This window comes from Aeromonas allosaccharophila (assembly GCF_000819685.1).
Taxonomy (GTDB): domain Bacteria; phylum Pseudomonadota; class Gammaproteobacteria; order Enterobacterales; family Aeromonadaceae; genus Aeromonas; species Aeromonas allosaccharophila.
Window position 1 is genome coordinate 58234 of record NZ_CDBR01000053.1, and the last position, 21412, is coordinate 79645.

At 61.2% G+C, this 21412-nt stretch carries 19 protein-coding genes; 9 read left to right on the forward strand and 10 right to left on the reverse strand.

Features of this window, described 5'->3' with window-relative positions; genetic code table 11:
* Positions 1–6 precede the first annotated feature (6 nt).
* Complete coding sequence (locus BN1115_RS10125; protein WP_042657060.1) at positions 7–357, reverse strand: ArsC family reductase; 351 nt, start codon at positions 355–357, stop codon at positions 7–9.
* Positions 358–674: 317 nt separating this feature from the next.
* Complete coding sequence (locus BN1115_RS10130; protein WP_005337929.1) at positions 675–989, reverse strand: hypothetical protein; 315 nt, start codon at positions 987–989, stop codon at positions 675–677.
* Between the two features lie 285 nt (positions 990–1274).
* Between BN1115_RS10130 and dcuC the strand changes: the two genes are divergently transcribed.
* Positions 1275–2651: a C4-dicarboxylate transporter DcuC gene (gene dcuC, locus BN1115_RS10135; protein ID WP_042657061.1), complete on the forward strand. Its 1377-nt coding sequence runs from the start codon at positions 1275–1277 to the stop codon at positions 2649–2651.
* Positions 2652–2785: 134 nt separating this feature from the next.
* On the forward strand, positions 2786–3925 hold the full coding sequence (locus BN1115_RS10140) for a M20 family metallopeptidase (protein WP_042657062.1): 1140 nt from the start codon (positions 2786–2788) through the stop codon (positions 3923–3925).
* A gap of 142 nt (positions 3926–4067) precedes the next feature.
* On the opposite strand, the gene BN1115_RS10145 is transcribed toward BN1115_RS10140, so the two are convergent.
* From BN1115_RS10145 to asnS, 4 genes are all read right to left on the reverse strand, one after another.
* Positions 4068–4724 (reverse strand): Dph6-related ATP pyrophosphatase, encoded by a 657-nt coding sequence (locus BN1115_RS10145; protein WP_042657063.1) that lies wholly within the window; start codon positions 4722–4724, stop codon positions 4068–4070.
* A gap of 143 nt (positions 4725–4867) precedes the next feature.
* Positions 4868–6211: an anaerobic C4-dicarboxylate transporter gene (locus BN1115_RS10150; protein ID WP_042657064.1), complete on the reverse strand. Its 1344-nt coding sequence runs from the start codon at positions 6209–6211 to the stop codon at positions 4868–4870.
* A gap of 377 nt (positions 6212–6588) precedes the next feature.
* Positions 6589–7341, reverse strand: coding sequence for a substrate-binding periplasmic protein (locus BN1115_RS10155; RefSeq protein ID WP_042657065.1), 753 nt, complete (start codon positions 7339–7341; stop codon positions 6589–6591).
* A gap of 110 nt (positions 7342–7451) precedes the next feature.
* On the reverse strand, positions 7452–8852 hold the full coding sequence (gene asnS / locus BN1115_RS10160) for an asparagine--tRNA ligase (RefSeq protein WP_042657066.1): 1401 nt from the start codon (positions 8850–8852) through the stop codon (positions 7452–7454).
* A gap of 193 nt (positions 8853–9045) precedes the next feature.
* Here asnS and BN1115_RS10165 point away from each other — a divergent pair, with 193 nt between their 5' ends.
* Positions 9046–9396 carry a hypothetical protein gene (locus BN1115_RS10165; RefSeq protein ID WP_042657067.1) on the forward strand — a complete coding sequence of 117 codons (351 nt, stop codon included), beginning with the start codon at positions 9046–9048 and terminating at the stop codon, positions 9394–9396.
* A 9-nt stretch (positions 9397–9405) separates the two neighbouring features.
* Here BN1115_RS10165 and BN1115_RS10170 read toward each other — a convergent pair whose 3' ends face one another.
* Positions 9406–10218 (reverse strand): HAMP domain-containing protein, encoded by an 813-nt coding sequence (locus tag BN1115_RS10170; RefSeq protein WP_042062542.1) that lies wholly within the window; start codon positions 10216–10218, stop codon positions 9406–9408.
* Positions 10219–10394: 176 nt separating this feature from the next.
* Positions 10395–11669, reverse strand: a complete 1275-nt coding sequence (gene bioA, locus BN1115_RS10175; protein WP_042657068.1) for an adenosylmethionine--8-amino-7-oxononanoate transaminase — start codon at positions 11667–11669, stop codon at positions 10395–10397.
* Positions 11670–11862: 193 nt separating this feature from the next.
* Here bioA and bioB point away from each other — a divergent pair, with 193 nt between their 5' ends.
* The 5 genes from bioB to htpX all read left to right on the forward strand — a co-directional run bounded on the left by bioB (position 11863) and on the right by htpX (position 16676).
* On the forward strand, positions 11863–12951 hold the full coding sequence (gene bioB / locus BN1115_RS10180) for a biotin synthase BioB (RefSeq protein ID WP_042657069.1): 1089 nt from the start codon (positions 11863–11865) through the stop codon (positions 12949–12951).
* Positions 12948–14144, forward strand: a complete 1197-nt coding sequence (bioF, locus tag BN1115_RS10185; RefSeq protein WP_042657070.1) for an 8-amino-7-oxononanoate synthase — start codon at positions 12948–12950, stop codon at positions 14142–14144. Before bioB ends, bioF begins: the two co-directional genes overlap by 4 nt.
* Positions 14137–14952 carry a malonyl-ACP O-methyltransferase BioC gene (bioC, locus tag BN1115_RS10190; RefSeq protein WP_042657071.1) on the forward strand — a complete coding sequence of 272 codons (816 nt, stop codon included), beginning with the start codon at positions 14137–14139 and terminating at the stop codon, positions 14950–14952. Before bioF ends, bioC begins: the two co-directional genes overlap by 8 nt.
* A 60-nt stretch (positions 14953–15012) precedes the next feature.
* Positions 15013–15690: a dethiobiotin synthase gene (bioD, locus tag BN1115_RS10195; RefSeq protein ID WP_042657072.1), complete on the forward strand. Its 678-nt coding sequence runs from the start codon at positions 15013–15015 to the stop codon at positions 15688–15690.
* Between the two features lie 113 nt (positions 15691–15803).
* Complete coding sequence (gene htpX / locus BN1115_RS10200; protein ID WP_005337890.1) at positions 15804–16676, forward strand: protease HtpX; 873 nt, start codon at positions 15804–15806, stop codon at positions 16674–16676.
* 78 nt (positions 16677–16754) lie between these two features.
* On the opposite strand, the gene BN1115_RS10205 is transcribed toward htpX, so the two are convergent.
* Both BN1115_RS10205 and BN1115_RS10210 read right to left on the reverse strand, forming a co-directional pair.
* Positions 16755–18467 carry a methyl-accepting chemotaxis protein gene (locus BN1115_RS10205; protein ID WP_042657073.1) on the reverse strand — a complete coding sequence of 571 codons (1713 nt, stop codon included), beginning with the start codon at positions 18465–18467 and terminating at the stop codon, positions 16755–16757.
* Positions 18468–18688: 221 nt separating this feature from the next.
* Positions 18689–20491 (reverse strand): MOSC N-terminal beta barrel domain-containing protein, encoded by a 1803-nt coding sequence (locus tag BN1115_RS10210; RefSeq protein ID WP_042657074.1) that lies wholly within the window; start codon positions 20489–20491, stop codon positions 18689–18691.
* A gap of 126 nt (positions 20492–20617) precedes the next feature.
* On the opposite strand from BN1115_RS10210, the gene BN1115_RS10215 reads away from it, so the two are divergent.
* Positions 20618–21370 carry a substrate-binding periplasmic protein gene (locus BN1115_RS10215; protein ID WP_042657075.1) on the forward strand — a complete coding sequence of 251 codons (753 nt, stop codon included), beginning with the start codon at positions 20618–20620 and terminating at the stop codon, positions 21368–21370.
* Positions 21371–21412 lie beyond the last annotated feature (42 nt).

The window sequence follows — 21412 nt, forward strand, 5'->3', positions numbered from 1 at the left end:
TTGTCCTTAACGGGAGAAGAGGGATTGGTAGTGATCGGCCTTGAAGCCCAGGGTCAGCTCGCCGTCACGATCCAGCAGCGGGCGCTTGATCATGGCCGGGTGCTCCAGCAGCAGGGTACGCGCCTTGGCGGTGTCGAGCCCCTGTTTGGCCTCATCCGGCAGTGCGCGGAAGGTGGTGCCGCGGCTGTTGAGCAGGGCTTCCCAGCCGAGTTGTGCCAGCCAGCAGTCCAGATCGTCCGGGTTCAGGCCGTCGGCGCGGTGGTCGTGAAAGCGGTAGTCGATACCGGCCTCATCCAGCCACTTGCGGGCTTTCTTGATGGTGTCGCAGTTCTTGATGCCATAGAGGGTGATGGCCATGGGGAGTCCTTCTCTTGTGGGCGCTGCCGTGGGCCGCGTCCCGAAAATCCGAATCAATACAGTGCAAGGGCCTGATTCTGGCATTGTGGCGATCTCATGGCAACGCCGATGGTCTGGAGTGAGGGGATTCTCGTGACTGGTCGCACCTGAACGGCGCTTTTGAGCTCAAGGTCAGGAGCACTGTAGCGGGAGTGCCCAATGGCGCGGTTATTGCGGGAGAAAAGCGGTTATTGCGGAAAAAAAGAGACGGGGGTAAACGCCAGATAGCCAAAACGCGCCAGCGGGCGCGTTTTGGTCGGCATCTTCAAGCACGTCAATCAGTGCAGGGTGGTCCACTCATGGTCAAAGACCCGGGCCCGTTCCCAGGGGGCATCAGGCAGGCTGGAAGAGAGGCCTGTGTATTTGCCCACGTCGTCCACCACGATGGCGGAGAGGATCGGCAGGTTGTTTTCAGTGCAGTACATGCGGATGCGTTGCAGCAGGGTGCGCAGTTCATCCTGGCACTGCTCCAGCCCGGCCTGCTTGGCCAGTTTGGAGTAACGAATGGTAGTGCGTTCCTTTGCAGACTCGACGAGGATGTCCCACAGCTTGTAGTCGCAGGTCGAAGCACCTGCGGTGGCTTGGCTTGTCATAACTCTCTCCGGCGCGAAATGGTCGCTATATGTCGAAGCGCATCTTCGCCACTTCGGCGCCGTCATATGTTGATCCAACGCAAAAAAGAGGGGAGTCACGTCACACAATTCCCCGATAAGGGCGGACAAAGGTTTTCCTGCAGTTGAAATAACGAAAATTTGTTACATGACCGACATATTATGCTGATGAATCCCGATGACGGCACCTTTCTTGATAGGGATCAAAGGCAAACTGTGGTCAGAACACTAGATTTCGCTCTTCGATAAATTTATCAGGAGTGAATATTGGAACTGCTATTCGTCTTGCTCGTACTGGTTGCCGTGGTCTACGGCATTATCAAGGATTACAACCCGCAGGCGGTGCTGGCGCTGGCGGGCATGGCCATTTTTGCGGTGGCCTACTGGCTGGGGCTGCACCCCATTCTCCCCGCTGACAAGAGCACCGGCTTCGCCCTGTTCGACCTGTTCGAAGTGTTCAAGGGGATCTTCTCCTACCGCGCGGCGGGGCTCGGCCTCACCATCATGGCGGTCGCGGGCTTTGCCACCTACATGTCCCATATCGGGGCCTCCCAGGCGCTGGTGCGGGTGGCGGTCAAACCGGTGGCGGGCATCCAGTCCAGCTACCTGATGCTCTCCATCTGTTATCTGGTGGCGGTATTTGTCTCCCTATTCGTCACCTCCGCCACCGGTCTCGGCCTGCTGTTGATGGTCACCATGTATCCGGTGATGCGCAACCTCGGCATCAGTCCGGCCTCCGCCTGCGGCGTCATCGCTACCTCCCAGGCGTTCGAGATTGGCCCGACCCAGACCAACGCCATCTTCTCCGCCGGTCAATCCGGCATGGATCCGACCAGCTATTTTGTCGACTACCAGATCTGGTTGGTGGCCCCCATGCTGCTGGTGACCATGGTGCTGCACTTCTTCTGGCAGCGTCACTGCGATAGCAAGGATGGCTGGGATCCGGCCCAGCATCGCGGCGATCACGCCGAGCTGGACGAGCAGGGCGCCGAGAGCGTGCAGGCGCCCACCTGGTATGCCCTGCTGCCCGTCATCCCCTTCGTGTTGATGATGACCTTCTCCAAGCTGCTGGTGAGCGATATCAAGATGAGCGTGGAGGTAGCCATGCTGCTGTCGGTCTTTATCGGCATGCTGTGCGAGCTGCTGCGTAGCCGCTCGGTGCGCACAGCCATGGCGGGGCTCTCCAGCTTCCTCGATGGCATGGGCAAGGTGTTTGGCCCGGTAGTGGCGCTGATCGTCTGTGCCGAGCTGTTTGCCGAATCGCTGAAAGCCATCGGCGCCATCGATACCCTGCTGCACTCTGCCAGCAATGCCGGTATCGGCAGCGGTCTGATGACGCTGGTGATGGTGGCGCTGATCATGGTGGCGGCGGTCATCATGGGCTCCGGCAACGCGGCGTTCCTCAGCTTCTCGACCCTGGCACCGGCGGTGGCGGCCAAGTTTGGCGTGCCTGCGGTGACCATGCTGCTGCCGATGCAGCTGGCCTCCAGCATTGGCCGCACCATCTCCCCCATTGCGGCGGTGCTGATCGCCTGTGCGGGGATTGCCAAGGTATCGCCCTTCACTGTGGTCAAGCGCACCAGCGTGCCGATGGCGGGGGCACTGGTGACGGCGTTGACCCTCAACTATCTGCTGTTCATGTAGTGATATGAGTTATGTAGTGGTGTTTGGAATTTAGCGGTCGGGCGGGTGGCATGGCTGCCCGCCTTTTTCTCACTGTGTCGCATTGTTGCAATTGACGATTGGCCATCAACGCTGATTGTTGCATGGAGAAGATAATGACAGTTGTAAAGAGCCCGTTTTCCCTCGAGAGCTATCTGGCCGATCTGGCCCCGCTGATCAATCTCGATTGCGGCACCCGCACCCCGGCCGGGGTGGCTCGGGTGGCCGACATCATGACCGAGAAATATGAGGCCATCGGCTGGCAGGTGACCCGTCACCAGTTCGCCGCCGAGTGCGGCCCCTGTCTCGAGATCACCAATGCGCCGGGCGCCGATCACTACGACGTGATGCTGTGCGGCCACATGGATACCGTCTTCCCCGAGGGGACGGCGGCCAAGCGCCCGCTGAAAATCGAAGGCAATCAAGCCTTTGGCCCCGGCGTGTCGGACATGAAGAGCGGCCTGCTCTCTATCTGGTATGCCCTCAAAGAGATGGATCCGGCGCAGCTGGCCAAGCTCAAGGTGCTGGTCTGCTACAACTGCGACGAAGAGATTGGCTCCCCCTGGTCGAAGAATTGGCTGGTCGAGCGAGCCAAGCAGAGTGGCTGCGTGCTGGTAGCTGAAGCGGCGCGCCCCAACGGGGATCTCATAAGTGCTCGCAAGGGCAATGCCAAGTACCGCATCACCTTCCACGGCAAGGCGTCCCATGCCGGTTCGGCGCTGACCGAAGGGGTCTCTGCCATCACCGAGCTGGCGCACTGGGTGCTGGCCATCAACGAGCAGGTCAACATGACCACGGGCACCACCATGAACGTCGGCGTGGTACAGGGCGGCACCGGCGTTAACGTGGTGCCGGACTTTGCCGAGGCGATCGTGGACCTGCGCTTCTGGAGCAACGAAGAGGCCGCTGCGGTGCACGACCGGCTCACCTTTATGGCCAACAACCCCTTCCTTGCGGGCTGTCGGGTCGAGGTGGATCGCCAGACCTTCAAGCCAGCGATGCGCCCGAGTGGCGATACCGAGGCGCTGATGACGCTGGTAGAGGCAGCAGCCAAGGAGGAGGGGATCCCCTTCAACTGGCTGGAGGCCGGTGGCGGCTCGGATGCCAACTTTACCGCCGCCGCGGGCGTACCGTCGCTGGATGGCTTCGGCCCCATGGGGGGCGGCTTCCACTCGGAGGCGGAGTTTCTGCTGCTGGGCAGCATCGAGCCGCGCATCCGCCTGTTGCAGCGGGTGCTGGGCAAGCTGGCGAAATAAGCCGGTTTATCCCTTGTTCTGGTCGCTATTGGTCCGCTCAAAATTGGCCCGCTAAAGCCCAAACGGGAGACTGTTGCCTCCCGTTTTTTTATCTCGATTTTGCGCGCACTGAGTGAGCGGGCCAGATAGTTTGGCGCCGTTATTACCCCTGCGGCTTGGCCAGATAGGCCAGATGATCCTGCCGCGCCACCTGCCAGCCATCGAGGCGCAGCGGGGCGGCAAAACCCGGGCCGTCAGTCACCATTGTGTGGTATTCCCCCTGCTCGCCGCAGGCATCAAATCCTTCACGCTCGGCCAGTTGCTGCAATTCGGCGAGGGTGTCGGCATTGAGCGTGCGTCCAGTCCACTCGGGGGCCAGCACCCGGGTATCGACGCAGGAGAGGTGGGCGACGATGCCGCGGGCCAGCATATCCGCCAGCAAGGTTTGACGAGATTGCTGCCAGAGCGGGGTATGGACGGTGAGCCCGAGCGGGCGGCAGCGTTCGCGGATCCAGTTTGGTGCGCCCCCCACGCTGTCGATATCGCCGGTCACCACCCCATCCAGAATCCACTCCTGCTGCAAGCGGCTCAGCGCCGTCTCATAACTCTGCTCGAATGGCGCTTCTATGGTGACCAGCAGATGGGGCAGCCCGAGGGCCGCCGCCTGACGGCGCACCAGCAGCAGGGGATGAGCGAGAAAGCGAGGCGCTGGCGGGGCAAAGGTGGCCAGTGCCACCACCTGATGGCCCGCAGCGCGGGCATGACAGAGCGCCAGCATGGCATCTTTGCCACCGCTCCAGAGCAGGATGACGCGAGACATGGATGAGATTCCGGTGGTGAACGAGGGGGCATGCTACCCAGCGGCGGGGGCGCAGGTAAAGCGGATGGGTCAATCGGAGCGCAAAAAAGCAACGGGCCCGCGATGGGGCCCGTTGAGCGGTGACGTGATAAACGCCGCTGCGATTACAGCAAAATGGTGGTCAGCAGATAACCCACGGCACTGGCGCTGCTCACCCCGATCAGCCCCGGAATGATGAAGCTGTGGTTGATGATGAACTTGCCGATGCGGGTGGTGCCGGAGCGGTCGAAACCGATACAGGCCAGATCGCTCGGGTAGGTCGGCAGCACGAAGTAGCCGTAGCTGGCCGGCAGGAAGGCGATCAGCAGTTTCGGCTCAACGCCCAGTGCCAGACCCATGGGGGCGATGGCGGTCAGGGCGGCGGCCTGGCTGTTCACCAGCTTGGAGATAAGGAACAGGACCAGGGCGTAGGTCCAGGGCTGGGCCTGTACTACGTGGGCCAGGGTCTCTTTGAGCAGCGGCATGTGGGCCTGGAAGAAGGTCTCACTCATCCATGCAACCCCGAACACGGAGAAGATGGCGACCATGCCAGCCTTGAAGACGGCGCCGTTGGAGATATCACCCGGCTTGACCTTGCAGCGCATCAGGATGATGGCACCGGCGATCAGCATCATCATCTGGATCACCAGGTTCATGGAGAGCGGGCCGGTCTTGTCCTTGATGGTGAACACCGGACGCAGACCTTCGTTGGCACCGAGCAATACCACGGCGGCGATGGCGGCGAAGAAGATCCAGGTAGACCAGTAGGCCTCTTTCGGGAACTTGGTGTTGAGCAGGGTTTCACCGCCGCCGTAGATGAAGGCGCGTTGCTCCGGATCCTTGATCTTGGCCTGGAACTCTTCGTCCTTGTCCAGATCCTTGCCGCGACGCAGGCTCCACAGGGCCGCCATGGCCACACCGGTCAGTGAGGAGGGGATGGCGACCATCAGGATGTCGAGCAGGCCGTAAGCCTGACCGATGCCGTGACCGGCAGCCAGAATGGAGACCATGGAGACCACGGCAACGGAGACCGGGGAGGCACAGATCGCCATCTGGGAGGCAACGGATGCCACGGCCATCGGACGCTCGGGACGGATGTTCTTCTGCAGCGCGATGTCAGCGATGATGGGGAACATGGTGTAGACCACGTGGCCGGTACCGCACAGGAAGGTGAGGGTCCAGGTCGTCAGCGGCGCCAGGATAGTGATGTATTGCGGGTGACGGCGCAGCAGACGCTCGGCCACTTGCATCATCAGGTTGAGGCCACCGGCAGTCTGCAGGGTGGCGGCACAGCCGATCACCGCCAGAATGGTCAGCATCACCTGCACCGGCGGTTCGCCCGGCACCAGGCCGAAGACGAAGGTCAGCAGGAAGAGACCGATACCACTGATGAGACCGAGTCCCATGCCCCCAAAGCGGGTACCCAGCAGCAAGCAGCCGAGTACCACTAAAAATTCCATCAAGATCATTCCGTTACCTCGTGTGATTCAACCCATATTGCCGCGGGTAGCCTGAACCATGAATTGTCGTTGTCTGTTTTATTTAGCCCAAAAGGGTTAGTTGCTATTCTGCTCCCCTGCAAAAGTGAAAAAATTGAGTTACTTCAATAACTCGATGAATTTTAGATTAAACCACTTAAAAACCACGTGCTGATAAAAGCATCACTTCTTCACGGGTATGGTATCACTCTGGACTCACCCGTCAGGTCGCCACAGAGGGCGTCATGACGGGAAAAAAGGCTGCAAGGGAGGCGTCAGAAAAGGTCTGGATCACCGGAGAATAGGTGCTAAAAGCGAGGGTTCGGATGATATTTCCCGCCAAGTTGGGGGTTCTGTGAGTCTGATTGTCAGGGGGCAGGCGGTGACTGCAGATAGCGGCGCTGATAATCCTCGCTCAGCTGCACAATATCGAGTCTTGCAATGGCCTGTGCCACCCGTTGTTGCAGTGCCTGCTGGTCGGGGTGAAACATGATATGCAGGCTCTTGTGCTCGAGGATCCGCGGGTGAAACTGCAATCCGGCCACTTGCAGTTGGCGATCGTGATTGATCAGCCAATGAAAGACATCCCGGTCGATGACTGCCAGATCGAGCCGGTTGCGCTGCAGTTTGCGCAGATTGAGCAGGTCTTCATCGACGGCAAACGTATTAAGGCGCTTGTTCACCATCAGGGTATCGAACTCTCGGGTATTGACGTACCCCTCCACCACGCCGATCCGGTAGGGGGCGAGATCCTCGAGCTGCTGCCAGAGGATAGGCGCCCCGGCCCGCTGCGCCATGCCAAGCACGCTGTCGCCCACGCTGGGGGATCTGCGCCACAGGGTGGGCAGGGTGTCGGAGAGGTACTCGGGAAAATAGCCGCTGTAGGGCTCGGCCGGATCGGCCGCCAGCCGCACCGCCCGTTGCCAGGGGTAGAAGTCGAACTCCACTTCCAGTCCCGCCTCGGCAAAGGCGCGCTTGACGATGTGACCGGTGAGGCCGCCATCGGGCAGGCTCTGGCTGGTGTAGGGGGGCCACTCCAGCGTGGCCAGCCGAACGGGCTTGGCCCACAGTGGAACAGGCATGCAGAACAGCAATAGCGAGAGCAGCAGGCGATATCCCATGGGCGACCAGTTCCTTGTGCCGATTGGTTCTGAGTATCACCCATAACGGTGACAATAAAAAAGCCGACCCACAGGTCGGCTTTTGCAATGCAGTGGCAAGATGCCGCTGATCAGAACTCGGCGGTACGCGGTGTACGCGGGAACGGGATCACGTCGCGGACGTTGCCCATGCCGGTCACATAGACCACCAGACGCTCGAAGCCCAGACCGAAGCCGGAGTGCGGCACGGTACCGTAGCGACGCAGGTCGCGATACCACCAGTAATCTTCCTTGTTCAGGCCCATCTCGGCCAGGCGGGCATCCAGTACCTCCAGACGCTCTTCACGCTGGGAACCACCGATGATCTCGCCGATGCCCGGTGCCAGTACGTCCATGGCGGCAACGGTCTTGCCGTCGTCGTTGAGGCGCATGTAGAAGGCCTTGATATCTTTCGGGTAGTTCTTCACCACCACCGGAGACTTGAAGTGCTCCTCGGCCAGATAGCGCTCGTGCTCGGAGGAGAGGTCGATACCCCAGGAGACCGGGAACTCGAACTTCTTGCCGCAGTTCTTCAGCACTTCGATGGCAGCGGTGTAGTCGATCTGGGCGAAGTCGGAGGAGACGAAACGCTCCAGACGGTCGATGGCATCCTTGTCCACGTGCTGGGCGAAGAACTCCAGATCGTCGCGACGCTCGGTCAGCACGGCGTTGAAGACATACTTCAGCATGGCTTCGGCCAGTGCGGCGTTGGCGGCCAGATCGTTGAAGGCCACTTCCGGCTCAACCATCCAGAACTCGGCCAGGTGACGGCTGGTGTTGGAATTCTCGGCGCGGAAGGTCGGGCCGAAGGTGTAGACCTTGGAGAGGGCGCAGGCATAGGTTTCGGCGTTCAGCTGGCCGGATACGGTCAGGAAGGCCTCTTTGCCAAAGAAATCTTCGTTGTAGTCCACCTTGCCGGCATCGGTGCGTGGCAGGTTTTCCAGATCCAGGGTGGAGACGCGGAACATCTCGCCGGCACCTTCGGTGTCAGAGGCGGTGATGAGCGGAGTCGCAACCCAGAGGAAACCCTCTTCGTGGAAGAAGCGGTGGATGGCTTGCGCCAGGCAGTGACGAACGCGGGTCACGGCGCCAACAATGTTGGTGCGCGGGCGCAGGTGGGCCTGTTCACGCAGGTATTCGATGCTGTGGCGCTTGGCGGCCATCGGGTAGGTGTCCGGATCTTCGACCCAGCCCACGACCTTGACCTCGGTCGCTTGCAGTTCGAAAGCCTGGCCGCTGCCCTGGGAGGCGGCAACCACGCCGGTCACTTCCACGGAGCAGGCAGTGGTCAGACGCAGCACTTCATTCTCGTAATTGGCCAGGGTATTGGGAACAACCGCCTGTACCGGATGGAAACAGGAGCCATCGGATACGGCCAAAAATGAGATCCCCGCCTTGGAATCACGGCGAGTCCGGATCCACCCTTTTACTGTTTGGGTGGTGCCAACCGGATACTTACCGGCCAGCACATCTACTACGGATGCGTGCGTCATCGAAATATTGTCTCCAGCTTGTTCTTGCAGCGCTATTTGCAACACTAGGGGTCTGACCCGGGCACAGATGGCCCACCATGGCAGACTAAGCCGACAATCTTACCCGCGCGGGTTTGATAAACAAGCAAAAATGTCGGACTCTGGTGGGGTTTTCAGCATGGTTCACCCAAGCAGGGTTCCCTCGGGACAGGAGATGCGAGTGAAAGAGAGGCGGCAGGGGCCAGATTGGCTGACACGGGTGTTGCGGGTGCTGGTGCTGCTCTGCTGGAGCGGCTTTATCGTGCTGCTCTCGCTCTATCACTATGCCCGCCCGGAGATTGCCTACGGTTTTCTGGTCTACGGCGGGATCAAGGTGCGCGACTATTGGGACCCGGCGCTCACCCCCTGGCTGGTGTACGGGCTCTGGGGCTGCTGCGGTCTGACGCTGGCGGTCTTGCTGCTGGAGCGCAAGCGCAGCCGCCGTCGCGATGACGCCCTGCATGTCAATCTGGCGATCCTGTTGCTGGTGCTGATCGCCGGATTGCTCTTCTATTACGTCGGCTAATCGCCCGCCTCAACGGGGCTGATCCGGCTCCTGCCTGCTGGCCTTGGGGCGCTTGCCGAGCTGGCGCTCCACGCTGTCGAGCATCTGGTTGTAGGCCACGGCCACCCGGCCAATCTCGTCTCCGTCATCCCCCTCCAGCCGGTGGCCGAAGTCGTGCAAATCGGTCGCCTCTTCCATGGAGCGGGTCAACTGGTTGAGAGGCCGCACGATCCAGGTGCGGATGACCCAGAGGGTCAGCAGCAGTCCCAGCCCGAAGATGCCGGTGAGAATGAGCGCCGAGGTGAGGATATTCTGCTCGACCCGGGTAAACAGCGAGTCGAGGGAGTAGTCAAAGCGCACCGCGCCGAGCACGGTATTCTCCGGCACCAGATGGCAGCTGGTGCAGTCGGTGCCGCGAAAATCCTTCTTGGCCAGCAGCGGTCGGGTGACCACCAGACGGCTGTGCATGCCGTCGTGCACCACCTCCAGACTCCCTTTACCGGCCAGTGCCAGCTGATCATATTCATCCTTGCTCTGTTCGCTCTCCCGGCCCGGCCCGTACTGTTTGCTCACCGCCTCGCCACGGACGATGCGGGCATCTTCCACATGGGCGTGATCGAGAAACTTGCCGCGCAGGGTATCGCGGGCATCCATCTTGCCGGTCAGCATCAGCATGTTGAGGCCGTCGAAGTAGGCTTCGGTCTGCTCGCGGCTCTGCTCCTTGATGAGGGTCAGGATGAGATCGCGCTCGCGCACCGCCTGATAGGCGGCGGAGAAGACCAGTACCATGGAGAAGATGAAGAGCAGGAAAAAGTTGATTTTGGCAGCAATGGAGAGGCGCATGGGCAGTCTTTCTTGATGGTAAAACCGCAGCAGTTTACCCCTCTTGGCGCCTCAGGTCTGGTGTTTTGCTCACATTACGGCAAGTGAAACTGCAGTGACGGGGATAAAGTCGCCCTCTTTATATATCAAATGCGGATAGTCAAACGGGCGGCTGCGATGGCCGCCCGTCGCTTGCCTTAAAACTCGCTCTCGGCGATGGCCTGACTGATGGCGCCGGTCAATACACGCAGTTCTTCCGGGGTGATGACGAAGGGAGGCATCAGGTAGACCAGCTTGCCAAACGGGCGGATCCAGGCGCCCAGTTCGACAAACTTGCGCTGGATGCGCGCCACATCGACTCGCTCTTTCATCTCCACCACCCCGATGGCGCCGAGTACCCGCACATCGGCGACCGCCGGGTGCAGGGTCAGCTGCACCAGCTCGGTACGCAACTGATGCTCGATGGCGCGCACCCGCTCCTGCCACGGTGAGGCCAGCAGCAGATCGATGGAGGCGTTGGCCACCGCGCAGGCGAGGGGATTACCCATAAAAGTAGGGCCGTGCATAAAGACCCCCGCCTTGCCGTCGCAGATGGTGCGGGCGACATGCTCGGTGGTCAGGGTCGCCGAGAGGGTGAGATAGCCGCCGGTAAGCGCCTTGCCCAGACACAGGATGTCGGGGCTGATCCCCGCCCAGTCGCAGGCAAACAGCTGGCCGGTGCGGCCAAAGCCGGTGGCAATCTCGTCGGCAATCAGCAGCACACCGAACTCGTCGCACAGGGCGCGCACCCACTGCAGGTAGCGGGGGTGATAGAAGCGCATGCCGCCAGCCCCTTGCACGATGGGCTCCAGCACGATGGCGGCGATCTCTTCGTGATGATCGGCCACCAGCGTTGCCAGCTCTACCACGCACTGCTCGTCCCACTCGGCGTGGAAGCGGCAGCTGGGGGCCGGGGCGAAGTAGTGCTCTGGCAGGAATCCCTGGTAGAGCTCATGCATACCGCCGTCCGGATCGCAGACGCTCATGGCGCCAAAGGTATCGCCGTGATAGCCGCCGCGCAGGGTGAGGAACTTGGCTCTGGGCGTCCCTTTGCTGTGCCAGTACTGCTGGGCCATCTTGAGCGCCACTTCCACTGCCACCGAGCCGGAATCGGCCAGAAACACCCGATCCAGACCTGCCGGGGTGATCTCCACCAGCTTGCGACAGAGCTCGACCGCCGGAGCGTGGGTCAGGCCGCCAAACATCACGTGGGACATCTTGCCGAGCTGGGCGGTGGCGGCAGCATCCAGTTCCGGCACCTGATAACCGTGCACGCAAGCCCACCAGGAGCTCATGCCATCCACCAGTTCGCGGCCGTCGCTGAGGGTGAGGGTCACGCCCTTGGCGCTGGCCACTTCATAGCAGGGCAGGGGGTGAGTGAGGGAGGTATAGGGGTGCCAGATGTGGTGCAGGTCGAATTCTTGATTGGTCATTTGTTGTTCTGTTGTCAATTGGTTTGATCTGGTCGGTGTTGACAGTCTACGCGTGCTCTCTACACTAGCCAACAATTTCAGCCACTTGGCACTGCGCATCACCATGAGCGCGCAGGCCCGGCGGCGGGTTTTGTGGTCGCCCATCCCGGGATGGCGGGCGCAGGATCCCACTAATAACAACCGGAAGCCATGTATGAATGCTCTCACCGCGGGCGGTCACGCCCTTCGTCATGACTGGACCCTCGCCGAGGTTCAGGCCCTGTTTGCCCTGCCGTTCAACGATCTGCTGTTCCAGGCCCAGACTGTCCATCGCGCTCATTTCGACCCGAACGAAGTGCAAGTGAGCACTTTGCTCTCCATCAAGACCGGCGCCTGCCCGGAAGATTGCAAATATTGCCCCCAGAGTGCCCGCTACCATACCGGCCTTGAGGCCGAGCGGCTGATGGAGGTGGAAAAAGTGCTGGAGCGGGCTCGCGAAGCCAAGGCCAACGGCTCGTCCCGTTTCTGCATGGGGGCCGCCTGGCGCAACCCCAAAGAAAAAGACATGCCCTACATCATCCGGATGATTGAAGAGGTGCGCGGGCTGGGGATGGAGACCTGCATGACCCTGGGGATGCTCACTGCCGATCAGGCGGCGCGTCTGGGCGCTGCGGGGCTCGATTACTACAACCACAACCTCGACACCTCGCCGGAGTTCTATGGCGAGATCATCTCCACCCGCACCTATCAGGATCGGCTCGATACGCTGGAGCATGTGCGCGGCGCCGGCATGAAGGTCTGCTCCGGCGGCATCGTCGGCATGGGCGAACAGGCCAAGGATCGGGCAGGCCTCTTGATGGCGCTCGCCAACTTGCCCCGTCACCCCGAGAGCGTGCCCATCAACATGCTGGTCAAGGTGAAGGGGACGCCGCTGGAAAACGAAGAGAGCCTCGACCCGTTCGAATTTATCCGCACCATCGCGGTAGCGCGGATCATGATGCCTGCCTCCCATGTACGCCTCTCCGCCGGGCGGGAGAAGATGAACGAGCAGATGCAGGCGATGTGCTTTATGGCGGGCGCCAACTCCATCTTCTACGGCTGCAAGCTGCTGACCACGCCAAACCCGGATGAGAACAGCGACATGCAGCTGTTCAAGCGACTCGGCATTCGCCCTGCCCAGCGCGCCCAGAAGCCGGATCAGGTCCAAGAAGAGGAGCTGCTGGCCGAGGTTAGTCGCCAGAGCGAACCTGCCGAGATGTTTTATGACGCCACCCGCCCCCGTGCCGGGGCCGTGCGGTCATGACTGGCCCTGCAGTCACAGGCCCCTTTGCATTGGGCGCGGCGCTGGACGGGCGCGAGCAGGTCGGCCTGCTGCGTACCCGCATCGCGACCGACGGGGCGAGTGGCGGGCGACTCAGGGTAGCGGGGCGCGACTACCTCAATTTTTCCGCCAACGACTATCTGGGGCTGGCGGATCACCCTGCCATCAAGGCCGCTTTCAAGGAGGGGATTGAGCGTTATGGCACGGGCTCCGGCGCTTCGCCGCTGGTGACCGGTTATAGCCGTGCCCATCAACAGCTGGAAGAGACCCTGGCCGAGTGGCTGGGGGTGGAGTCGGTGCTGCTGTTCAACTGCGGCTTTTCCGCCAATCAGGCGGTGCTCAAGGCACTGCTCGGCAAGGAGCATCTGCTGTGGCAGGACAAACTCAACCACGCCTCCCTGCAGGAGATGGGCAGCCAGCTGCCCTGCAAGATGAAGCGCTTCGGCCACAACGACATGGCGGCCCTTGAGCGGCAGCTTGAGCCGAATCGCGGGCTGATTGTCTCTGAAGGTGTGTTCAGCATGGATGGGGATCAGGCTCCCTGGCGCGAGCTCGCAACACTCGCCGCCCAAAGCGGCAACTGGCTGATGATCGACGATGCCCACGGCCTCGGCGTGCTGGGGCCCGAGGGGCGCGGCACGCTGGCTGCGCAGGGAGTAGATCCGGCCAGCATACACATCCAGATGGGCACCTTTGGCAAGGCGCTCGGCGTCGCCGGTGCCTTTGTCGGCGGCAGCCGCGAGCTGGTGGAGTATCTGGTCAACTTCGCCCGCCACTATGTCTACAGCACCCATATGCCCGCCGCGCAGGCGTGCGCAGTCAGCAAGAGTATCGAACTGGTGCGTGCCGCCGATGATGCTCGTGCTCATCTTGGTCAGCTGATCGCCCGCTTTCGGCAGGGAGCAGAGGGGCTGGGTTGGCAACTCGGTGCGAGCGACACCCCGATCCAGCCGCTGCTGGTGGGAGAGAGCAGTGCGGCGCTGCAACTGGCCGAACGGCTGCGGGATCGCGGCGTCTGGGTGAGCGCCATTCGCCCGCCCACGGTGCCGGTCGGTACGGCGCGGCTGCGCATTACCCTGAGCGCGGCTCACCGCGAACAGGATGTGGATCGCCTGCTCGATGCCCTTGGCCCCTGTTCGGGCAGGGCTACTGCGGAGGGCATTCACCATGGATGAGCGCTTCCAGTTGGTGGACAAGGCGCAGCTTGCTCGCCGTTTCGGCGCCGCCGCCCGTCATTACGATGCTCACGCCCGCTTTCAGCAGGAGGTGGGTCAGGCGCTGCTGGAATGGATGCTGGACAGGCCGGTTGGCACTGATCTGACGGTGAGCGGGCTGGATCTGGGCTGCGGCACCGGTTTTTTCTTGCCCCAACTGGCGAACCGTTGTCACCAGCTGGTGGGGCTGGATCTCGCCCCCGGCATGCTGGCGCAGGCCGCCTTGCGTGACAGCGGTGCTCGCCTGCTCTGCGGTGATGCGGAGCAGCTTCCTTTCGCCGATAACGCGTTCGACTGGGTCTTCTCCAGTCTGGCGTTGCAGTGGTGCGAACGTCCGGCCCACGCCTTCGGCGAGCTGCTGCGGGTGGTCAAACCGGGCGGCCAGATCTTTTTCTCGACCCTGCTTGATGAGTCGCTCTGGCAGTTGCGAGCCGCCTGGCAGCAGCTTGATGGTCGCGCCCATGTCAATCGCTTCCTCAGCCTGCCACAATTGGAGCAGGCGCTCGCCGCCGCCGGGGTAGCCTCTCCCGAGTTGCGGTGTGTCACCTGGGATCTCGCCTATCTTGAATTGCCGCAGATGTTGCGCGATCTCAAGGGGATCGGGGCCAATCAGGTCAACGACAATCAGGGGGGCACCGCCTCGGCCGGTCTGAGCGGTCGCGCCAGATTGCAGCAGCTGGCTCAGGCGTATGAGGCGTTTCGCCAGCCCGACGGCAGGCTGGTCGCCAGTTATCGGGTGTGCCTCGGTCGTCTCAGCAAGCCTCGCTGAGCGCCGGGAATCGCAGTATGTGCAGGGCAGTGTGCCACTCCCTGCCAAGGAGAGAACCGTATGAAATCATTCTTTATCACCGGCACCGATACCGATGTGGGCAAGACGCTGGTGGCGCGCACCCTGCTGCGCGAATTCAGCGCACAGGGGATCAAGTGCGCAGGCTACAAGCCGATCTCGGCGGGGTGTGCCCGCACTCCGGACGGGTTGCGCAACCTCGATGCCGTCCTGTTGCAGGAGGCAGCGAGCCTGCCGCTGCCCTACGAGGTGGTCAATCCGTTTGCCTACGAGCCGCCGATTGCGCCCCACATCGCCGCCAGCGAGGCGCGTCAGCCCATCACCCTGGAGGGGTTGAGCGATGGGCTGCGCAAGATAGAGCAGGCTGGCGCCGAGATCACGGTGGTGGAGGGGGCGGGGGGCTGGTATCTGCCGCTCGATCGCAAGCATTTGCTGTCGGACTGGGTCAAGCAGGAGAACATGGCGGTGATCATGGTGGTGGGGGCCAAGCTGGGTTGCCTCAACCATGCGCTGCTCACCTTTGCCGCCATTCGCAACGATCAGCTGCCGGTGGCGGGCTGGGTAATTAATCGGCTCCATGGTTCCATGAGTCATTATCAGGAAAATCTGGACACCCTGAGGGGCCTGCTGCCAGCCCCCTTCCTCGGTGAAATTCCGTTTATAAACAATCCGCTTGAAGCCAATTTGCAGGGGCGTATCGATATCTCGCCGCTACTGTGACGGCATATTCAGCGAACATTCATCGAATCTCCCTAGAATGTCGACATTAACATGATCAGGTGGGGATCCCGAGTGGTCCCCGGTCATGTCCTTTATCTTCACAAGGAGTCTATATGAAGCGAATTATGCTATTCCTGGTGACCAACCTGGCCGTCATGCTGGTGCTGGGGGTGGTACTCAATATCCTGTTCTCGGTTCTGGGGATCAACAAGTCCAGCATTTCCGGGCTGTTGGTGTTCTGTGCCGTGTTCGGTTTTGGGGGTTCCTTTATCTCCTTGCTGATGTCCAAGTGGATGGCCAAGCGCAGCTATGGCGTCCAGGTCATCGAGCAACCCCGTAACGAGACCGAGCACTGGCTGGTGAGCACTGTGGCTCGTCAGGCCCGCGAAGCGGGTATCAAGATGCCGGAAGTGGGGATCTACGACTCGCCCGAGATGAACGCCTTTGCAACCGGTGCCCGCCGCGATGATTCGCTGGTGGCTGTCTCCTCCGGTCTGCTCTACAGCATGAGCCGTGACGAGGCGGAAGCGGTGCTGGCCCACGAAGTGAGCCACGTGGCCAACGGCGACATGGTGACCCTGACCCTGATCCAGGGGGTGGTGAACACCTTCGTGATGTTCTTCGCCCGCATCGTGGCTGGCGTCATCAGCAACTTCTTCAGCTCCAACAACGAGGAAGAGAGCAGCAGCACCGGCGGTTTTGCCTACATGATCACCGTGTTTGTGCTGGAGATGCTGTTTGGTATTCTGGCCTCCATCATCGTCATGTGGTTCAGCCGTCAGCGCGAATTCCGTGCCGATGCCGGTGCCGCCAAGCTGGCCGGTCGTGACAAGATGATTGCCGCCCTTGAGCGCCTCTCCCGCGGTGCCGAGCCGCAGCTGGAAGGCTCCATGATGGCCTTTGGCATCAACGGCAAGCGCTCCATGAGCGAGCTGTTCATGAGCCACCCGCCCATCGAGCAGCGCATCGCCGCCCTGCGTGGTTGATAGATGCTGGATGACAGGGGATAACCCTGAATAAAAAAACGGCTGCCTTTGGGCAGCCGTTTTGCTTTGCAGCGTTTCTTAAAGTTTGAAGTGCCCCATCTCCTGGCGCAGCACCCGCGACAGCTGCTTGAGCTTGGCCGCCTCTTGCGACACGTGGCGGGCGGCATCCCCCGATTGCTCGGAGAGAGAGGTGATGTTGCCGACGGTGGAGACCACCTCGTTGGCGGCGGTGGACTGCTCGCGCAGGGTGTGGCTGATCTCCCCCATCAGGCCGGTGAGGTTGGAGGCGTGACTCTGGATACTGGCGATTGCCTCGCCGGTCTGGTTGGCCAGCGTGACCCCGCGAGAGACGTTGTTGACCGTGTTCTCCATGCTGCGGATGGAGGCATCCGCCCCGCTCTGGATCTTGCTGATCATCCCGGTGATCTGCTGGGTTGACGCCGCCGAGCGACTGGCCAGATTGCGCACCTCGTCGGCCACCACCGCAAAGCCGCGCCCTTGTTCACCCGCCCGCGCCGCCTCGATGGCGGCGTTGAGCGCCAGCAGGTTGGTCTGATCGGCAATGCCGCGGATCACCCCGATGATCTCCGAAATCTGCTGGGTATGACCGTTGAGTTCGGAGATGGTGCTGGCCGCTTCCCCTACCGTGGTGGAGATGTTCTCGATGCTGCCGAGGGTCTCCTTGATAACGCCGGATCCCTCCTCCAGGGTATTGGCGGAGACCTTGCTCAGCTCGTCGGCATGGGTGGCATTGTCGGAGAGGTGGCTGATGCTCACCACCAGCTCCTCGATGGCAGCGGCCATGGTCTGGGTACTGGTCTGCTGGGAGGTGGCGAACTGGGCTGTCTGTTCGGCGATCTGGGCGATGCTGTCGGCAGAGTCGGACAACTCTTCGGTGGAGTGGGAGACCTTGGCGATAATCCCTTTGAGGGTGGTCTGCATACCGCCGAGCAGGCCGATCAGGCTCTCTTTCGAGCCTTGCGGCACCTTGATGGGGCGCGAGAAGTCTCCTTCCGCCAGCAGATGGAGATCGGTCTTGAGCTGTTCGACCGAGGTGCCCACCAGATCGAGCAGGGAGCGATAGGTGCGCCAGAGGAAGAACATCAACACCAGACCGAGGGCGATAAAGAGATAGCGCAACATATCGGTATTGGCGATGGCGCTCTCGACCGCCTCCTGGTTGCGCTGCTCCATCATCACGTAAAAGTCATCGATGGGGGACATGATGCGTCCCTTGTTCTGGTGGTAGGCCTTGTCATGCATCATGGCGATGGCCTGTTGCTGATTGGCGGCGAGATCGCCCTCGGTCTGTTGCACCAGCTTGAAGGCGGCCACTTCGGTGTTGACCAGTGCATCCGAGTTGTTTTTGGCTTCGTTTAGTTTGGCGAGCTCCCCGTCGGTAAAACCGGCATCCTTCATCAGGTCGATCAGGCCGCGGCGCTGGTTGCTATCGGGTCGTGGATTCTGACCGTTGGCGGCGACAAAGTCCCAGTAGATACGGTTGTAGCCTTCCGGCCTCGGTTGCTCGCCGTTGCGAATGGCCAGGATCCGCATGTACTGCTGCTCGTAGGCGGGATCCTTGGTGATGACGTAGGTACGACCGAGTCGGGTCAGATCATCGGAGGATTGGCGCAGCTCATCGGCCAGCAGGTAGGAGACATATTGTTGCCGATAGCTCTCTTCCAGCTGTTTCCCCGCCCAGCTGTAGGCGAAAAATACCAGTGACAGCAGGATCAGGGTAATGACGGATAGCAGCAGGTTGAGCTGAAAGGCGGGCTTGTTCTGTTCCATGGTGGAGCGTCCTTATTCTCATCAGGGAGCGTCTTGTGGCGCATTGCCAAGTCAATGGCTGGCAAGGCTTTTTGCTCTGTGATTATAGGAAGGGAAAGCTTGCTCCGAGGACGATGAACGGAAATAAGCAGAAACCGGGCGGTGGCATTGGCAAAAAAATGACCGGGGTCAATTCCCCGGTCATCTGAGTGAGAGTGAGTTAACGCGGCCCGATCACCAGATCACAAGATCTCCAGATCGGTCAGCGGCACGGCGCAGCAGGTGAGGATCTTGCCCTCGGCACGTTCGGTGGCGGTGATGGCGGGGGCGTCGGGGTGATCCACCTCGCCCGAGACCAGCGTCTGCTTGCAACTGCCGCAGATGCCAGCGCGGCAGCTCCAGGGCAGCTCAACACCCTGTTTGTTGGCCTGATCCAGCACGGTACCCTGATTGTTGCCGGTGAAGGCTTGGGCGCCGATGCGCAGTTGCACCGCCTGATGGGGGCGGGCTACCGAGAGAATGGCGCCGCCAAAACTCTCCTGGCGGATGCGTGCGGCCGGTACGCCGAGGGCGGCGACTCGGGCGGCGGCATCGGCCATAAAGCCGTGGGGGCCGCAGATAAAGACCTCTTTTGCGGCCAGCCCGTTGACCCGTCTCAGATGCTCATCATTGAGTCGCCCTTGCAGCCCCTGCCAGTGATTGTCTGGCTGGCTCAGGATAATGGTCAGGGTCATCCCTTGCTGCGCCATGGCGTGCAGTTCGCTGGCGGCGGGAATGTCCGCTTCGCTGCGGCACAGGTGCATAAAATGAACGTCTTCCAGCTCCCCGCGCAGCGCCAGGGTGCGGGCTATCGCCAGCATGGGGGTGACGCCTGAGCCTGCGGATAGCAACAGCAGATCGCGCTCGCGGCCAAGGTGAAACTCGCCAGCAGGATTGGCGGCCAGCAGCCGATCACCCACCTGCAACTGCTGGTGCAGCCAGTGGGAGATGCGGCCCCCCGCCACCTTCTTGACGCTGATGCTGCAGCGATCAGGCTGCTCCGGCGTGGAGCTCAGGGTATAGCGCCGCTGAACTCGCTCGTGTTTGATATCGAGACTGATGGGCAGATGCTGGCCCGGCAGGTAGTCGGGCAGGGGCTCGCCATCGGCCGCCTCGAACCAGAAGGTCTCCAGATCCCGCGCCAGCGGTTCGCGGGCCACGCAGACCAGCTCCCGCTTCTTCGGTGCGGCGTTGGGGTAGACAGGGGGGCGTGTCGTCTCCAGCACCTCGATCTCGCTGCCCGCCTCAATCCACCCTTCGTTCAGCGCCACCAGATTCTGGCCGAAGTAGACCTCGCCATCCTCGCCACGGCGGTAGCGGGTGAGGGTCGCCAGCGGCTCTTTCAGGGCGTTGAACCGATCGGTGCCCGCTTCCACCGTGGTCATGATGCAGCGGCTGCAGGGCTTGACCACCTTAAATTCCACCTCGCCGATGCGGATCCGCTTCCAGCCATCCTCCTCGAAGGGACGGGTGCCGCTTGCCACCAGATTGGTGCGAAATTGACTCATCTGGTGCAGCGCATCGGAGCGCAGGTTGAGATCCTCAAGGGAGGCCTGGCTTATCAGCAGCAGCGGATAACCGTCGGCAAAGCTGACCCGGGTGCCGGTCTTTTCACGAAAACGATCAGAGGTTTCACCCAGCCACAGTAGTTGCACAGTTTCCCCTGCAACCCGGCTTAGCCAGCCATCGGCTTTGGGGTAGGTATGCAGGGCGGTGAAGCGGTCGCTCCAGACGCCGGTAGCTTGCGGGGTGCGGCTGAAGTCGGCCTCTTGCAGGATGAGCGGTTCAAAGCCTGGATAGCGCAGTTGCAAACCGCCTTCGATGGGGGTGGCCACGACCTGTTGCAGTTGGGGGTGGGTGCGGGCGGTGATAAAGGTGCCGTCGGGCTTGACCACCATGTAGCGGCGATCCCCGGCGAGCCCCTCTTCGGTCACCCGGGCGCGAGCCAGTGGCATGCCTGCAGTCGATTTGATGGGGTAGAGGTGAATGCTGGCTAGCCTTGGCATGTCCGGATCCTTGTGAAGTGGCTGTTTTCGTTCGGGAAGGGGGCAACATAGCGGTTCCGTGGCGATCCGGCAATCCTTTCACGGCGGCAGTCTATAGTTGGAAAAACAGTACAAGAGGGCATCGGGATGAAAATGAGCTGGTTGCTGGCGGGGAGCCTTTTTTGCCACGGGCTCTGGGCGCAGGAGCTGACCCTGACCACGGGGGAGTATCCGCCCTACTGCTCCGAGACGCTGAAATATCAGGGGCTGATCCCCCATATAGTGAGCGAGGCATTCAAGAGTGAGGGGGTGAGCGTCAAGTTCCAGTTTTTGCCCTGGAAGCGGGCCTTTCGCTTGTCGGAGGAGGGGGTGGTGGATGGCACTGTCCACTGGTATGAGTCGAGCGAGCGGCGCAAAAGCCATCTCTACAGCGATCCCATCTTGAGCGAGACCTATGTCTGGTTCTATCTCAAGTCAGTTCCACTTGAATGGAATGAGTACCGGGATCTGGCAGAACGCAGGCTGGCTGCGGTCAGTGGCTATACCTACAATGCAGATTTTTTTGCAGCCATCGAACAGGTGCCACTGCAGGTGCAGTTCGTCACCCGGCTGCGCCAGAGCTTCGATCTGCTGCTCTCGGGCCGCGCCGACCTGACCCTGGAGAACATCGATGTCGGTTACTACTCCCTGCGTCAATTCTACCCGGCCAGCACGGTCGATCTGTTCACAACCCATTCAAAACCCGTGATGAAAGTCGAAGGTCACCTGCTGATCAGCCGCAAGCGCGAGAATGCTGACGAGCTGATCCAAACCTTCAATCGGGGGCTCGCCAAACTGAAAGCCAGCGGTCAGCTGGAGAAGATGTTACTTGAGTCACGTTCTGGTCTCTATGAACCATAAAGTGCAACATTTTTTGATCCTGATTCGCTAATCAGTACAAAA

What these genes read in the sequence shown, in the direction of transcription:
- BN1115_RS10125 (WP_042657060.1), bottom strand. Translation starts at nt 357, where the DNA reads ATGGCCATCACCCTCTATGGCATCAAGAACTGCGACACCATCAAGAAA.
- BN1115_RS10155 (WP_042657065.1), bottom strand. Translation starts at nt 7,341, where the DNA reads ATGGGATATCGCCTGCTGCTCTCGCTATTGCTGTTCTGCATGCCTGTT.
- BN1115_RS10170 (WP_042062542.1), bottom strand. Translation starts at nt 10,218, where the DNA reads ATGCGCCTCTCCATTGCTGCCAAAATCAACTTTTTCCTGCTCTTCATC.
- bioD (WP_042657072.1), top strand. Translation starts at nt 15,013, where the DNA reads ATGAAATCATTCTTTATCACCGGCACCGATACCGATGTGGGCAAGACG.
- BN1115_RS10145 (WP_042657063.1), bottom strand. Translation starts at nt 4,724, where the DNA reads ATGTCTCGCGTCATCCTGCTCTGGAGCGGTGGCAAAGATGCCATGCTG.
- BN1115_RS10130 (WP_005337929.1), bottom strand. Translation starts at nt 989, where the DNA reads ATGACAAGCCAAGCCACCGCAGGTGCTTCGACCTGCGACTACAAGCTG.
- BN1115_RS10215 (WP_042657075.1), top strand. Translation starts at nt 20,618, where the DNA reads ATGAAAATGAGCTGGTTGCTGGCGGGGAGCCTTTTTTGCCACGGGCTC.
- BN1115_RS10150 (WP_042657064.1), bottom strand. Translation starts at nt 6,211, where the DNA reads ATGATCTTGATGGAATTTTTAGTGGTACTCGGCTGCTTGCTGCTGGGT.
- BN1115_RS10205 (WP_042657073.1), bottom strand. Translation starts at nt 18,467, where the DNA reads ATGGAACAGAACAAGCCCGCCTTTCAGCTCAACCTGCTGCTATCCGTC.
- BN1115_RS10210 (WP_042657074.1), bottom strand. Translation starts at nt 20,491, where the DNA reads ATGCCAAGGCTAGCCAGCATTCACCTCTACCCCATCAAATCGACTGCA.
- BN1115_RS10165 (WP_042657067.1), top strand. Translation starts at nt 9,046, where the DNA reads ATGCGAGTGAAAGAGAGGCGGCAGGGGCCAGATTGGCTGACACGGGTG.
- bioC (WP_042657071.1), top strand. Translation starts at nt 14,137, where the DNA reads ATGGATGAGCGCTTCCAGTTGGTGGACAAGGCGCAGCTTGCTCGCCGT.
- bioB (WP_042657069.1), top strand. Translation starts at nt 11,863, where the DNA reads ATGAATGCTCTCACCGCGGGCGGTCACGCCCTTCGTCATGACTGGACC.
- htpX (WP_005337890.1), top strand. Translation starts at nt 15,804, where the DNA reads ATGAAGCGAATTATGCTATTCCTGGTGACCAACCTGGCCGTCATGCTG.
- BN1115_RS10140 (WP_042657062.1), top strand. Translation starts at nt 2,786, where the DNA reads ATGACAGTTGTAAAGAGCCCGTTTTCCCTCGAGAGCTATCTGGCCGAT.
- bioA (WP_042657068.1), bottom strand. Translation starts at nt 11,669, where the DNA reads ATGACCAATCAAGAATTCGACCTGCACCACATCTGGCACCCCTATACC.
- bioF (WP_042657070.1), top strand. Translation starts at nt 12,948, where the DNA reads ATGACTGGCCCTGCAGTCACAGGCCCCTTTGCATTGGGCGCGGCGCTG.
- asnS (WP_042657066.1), bottom strand. Translation starts at nt 8,852, where the DNA reads ATGACGCACGCATCCGTAGTAGATGTGCTGGCCGGTAAGTATCCGGTT.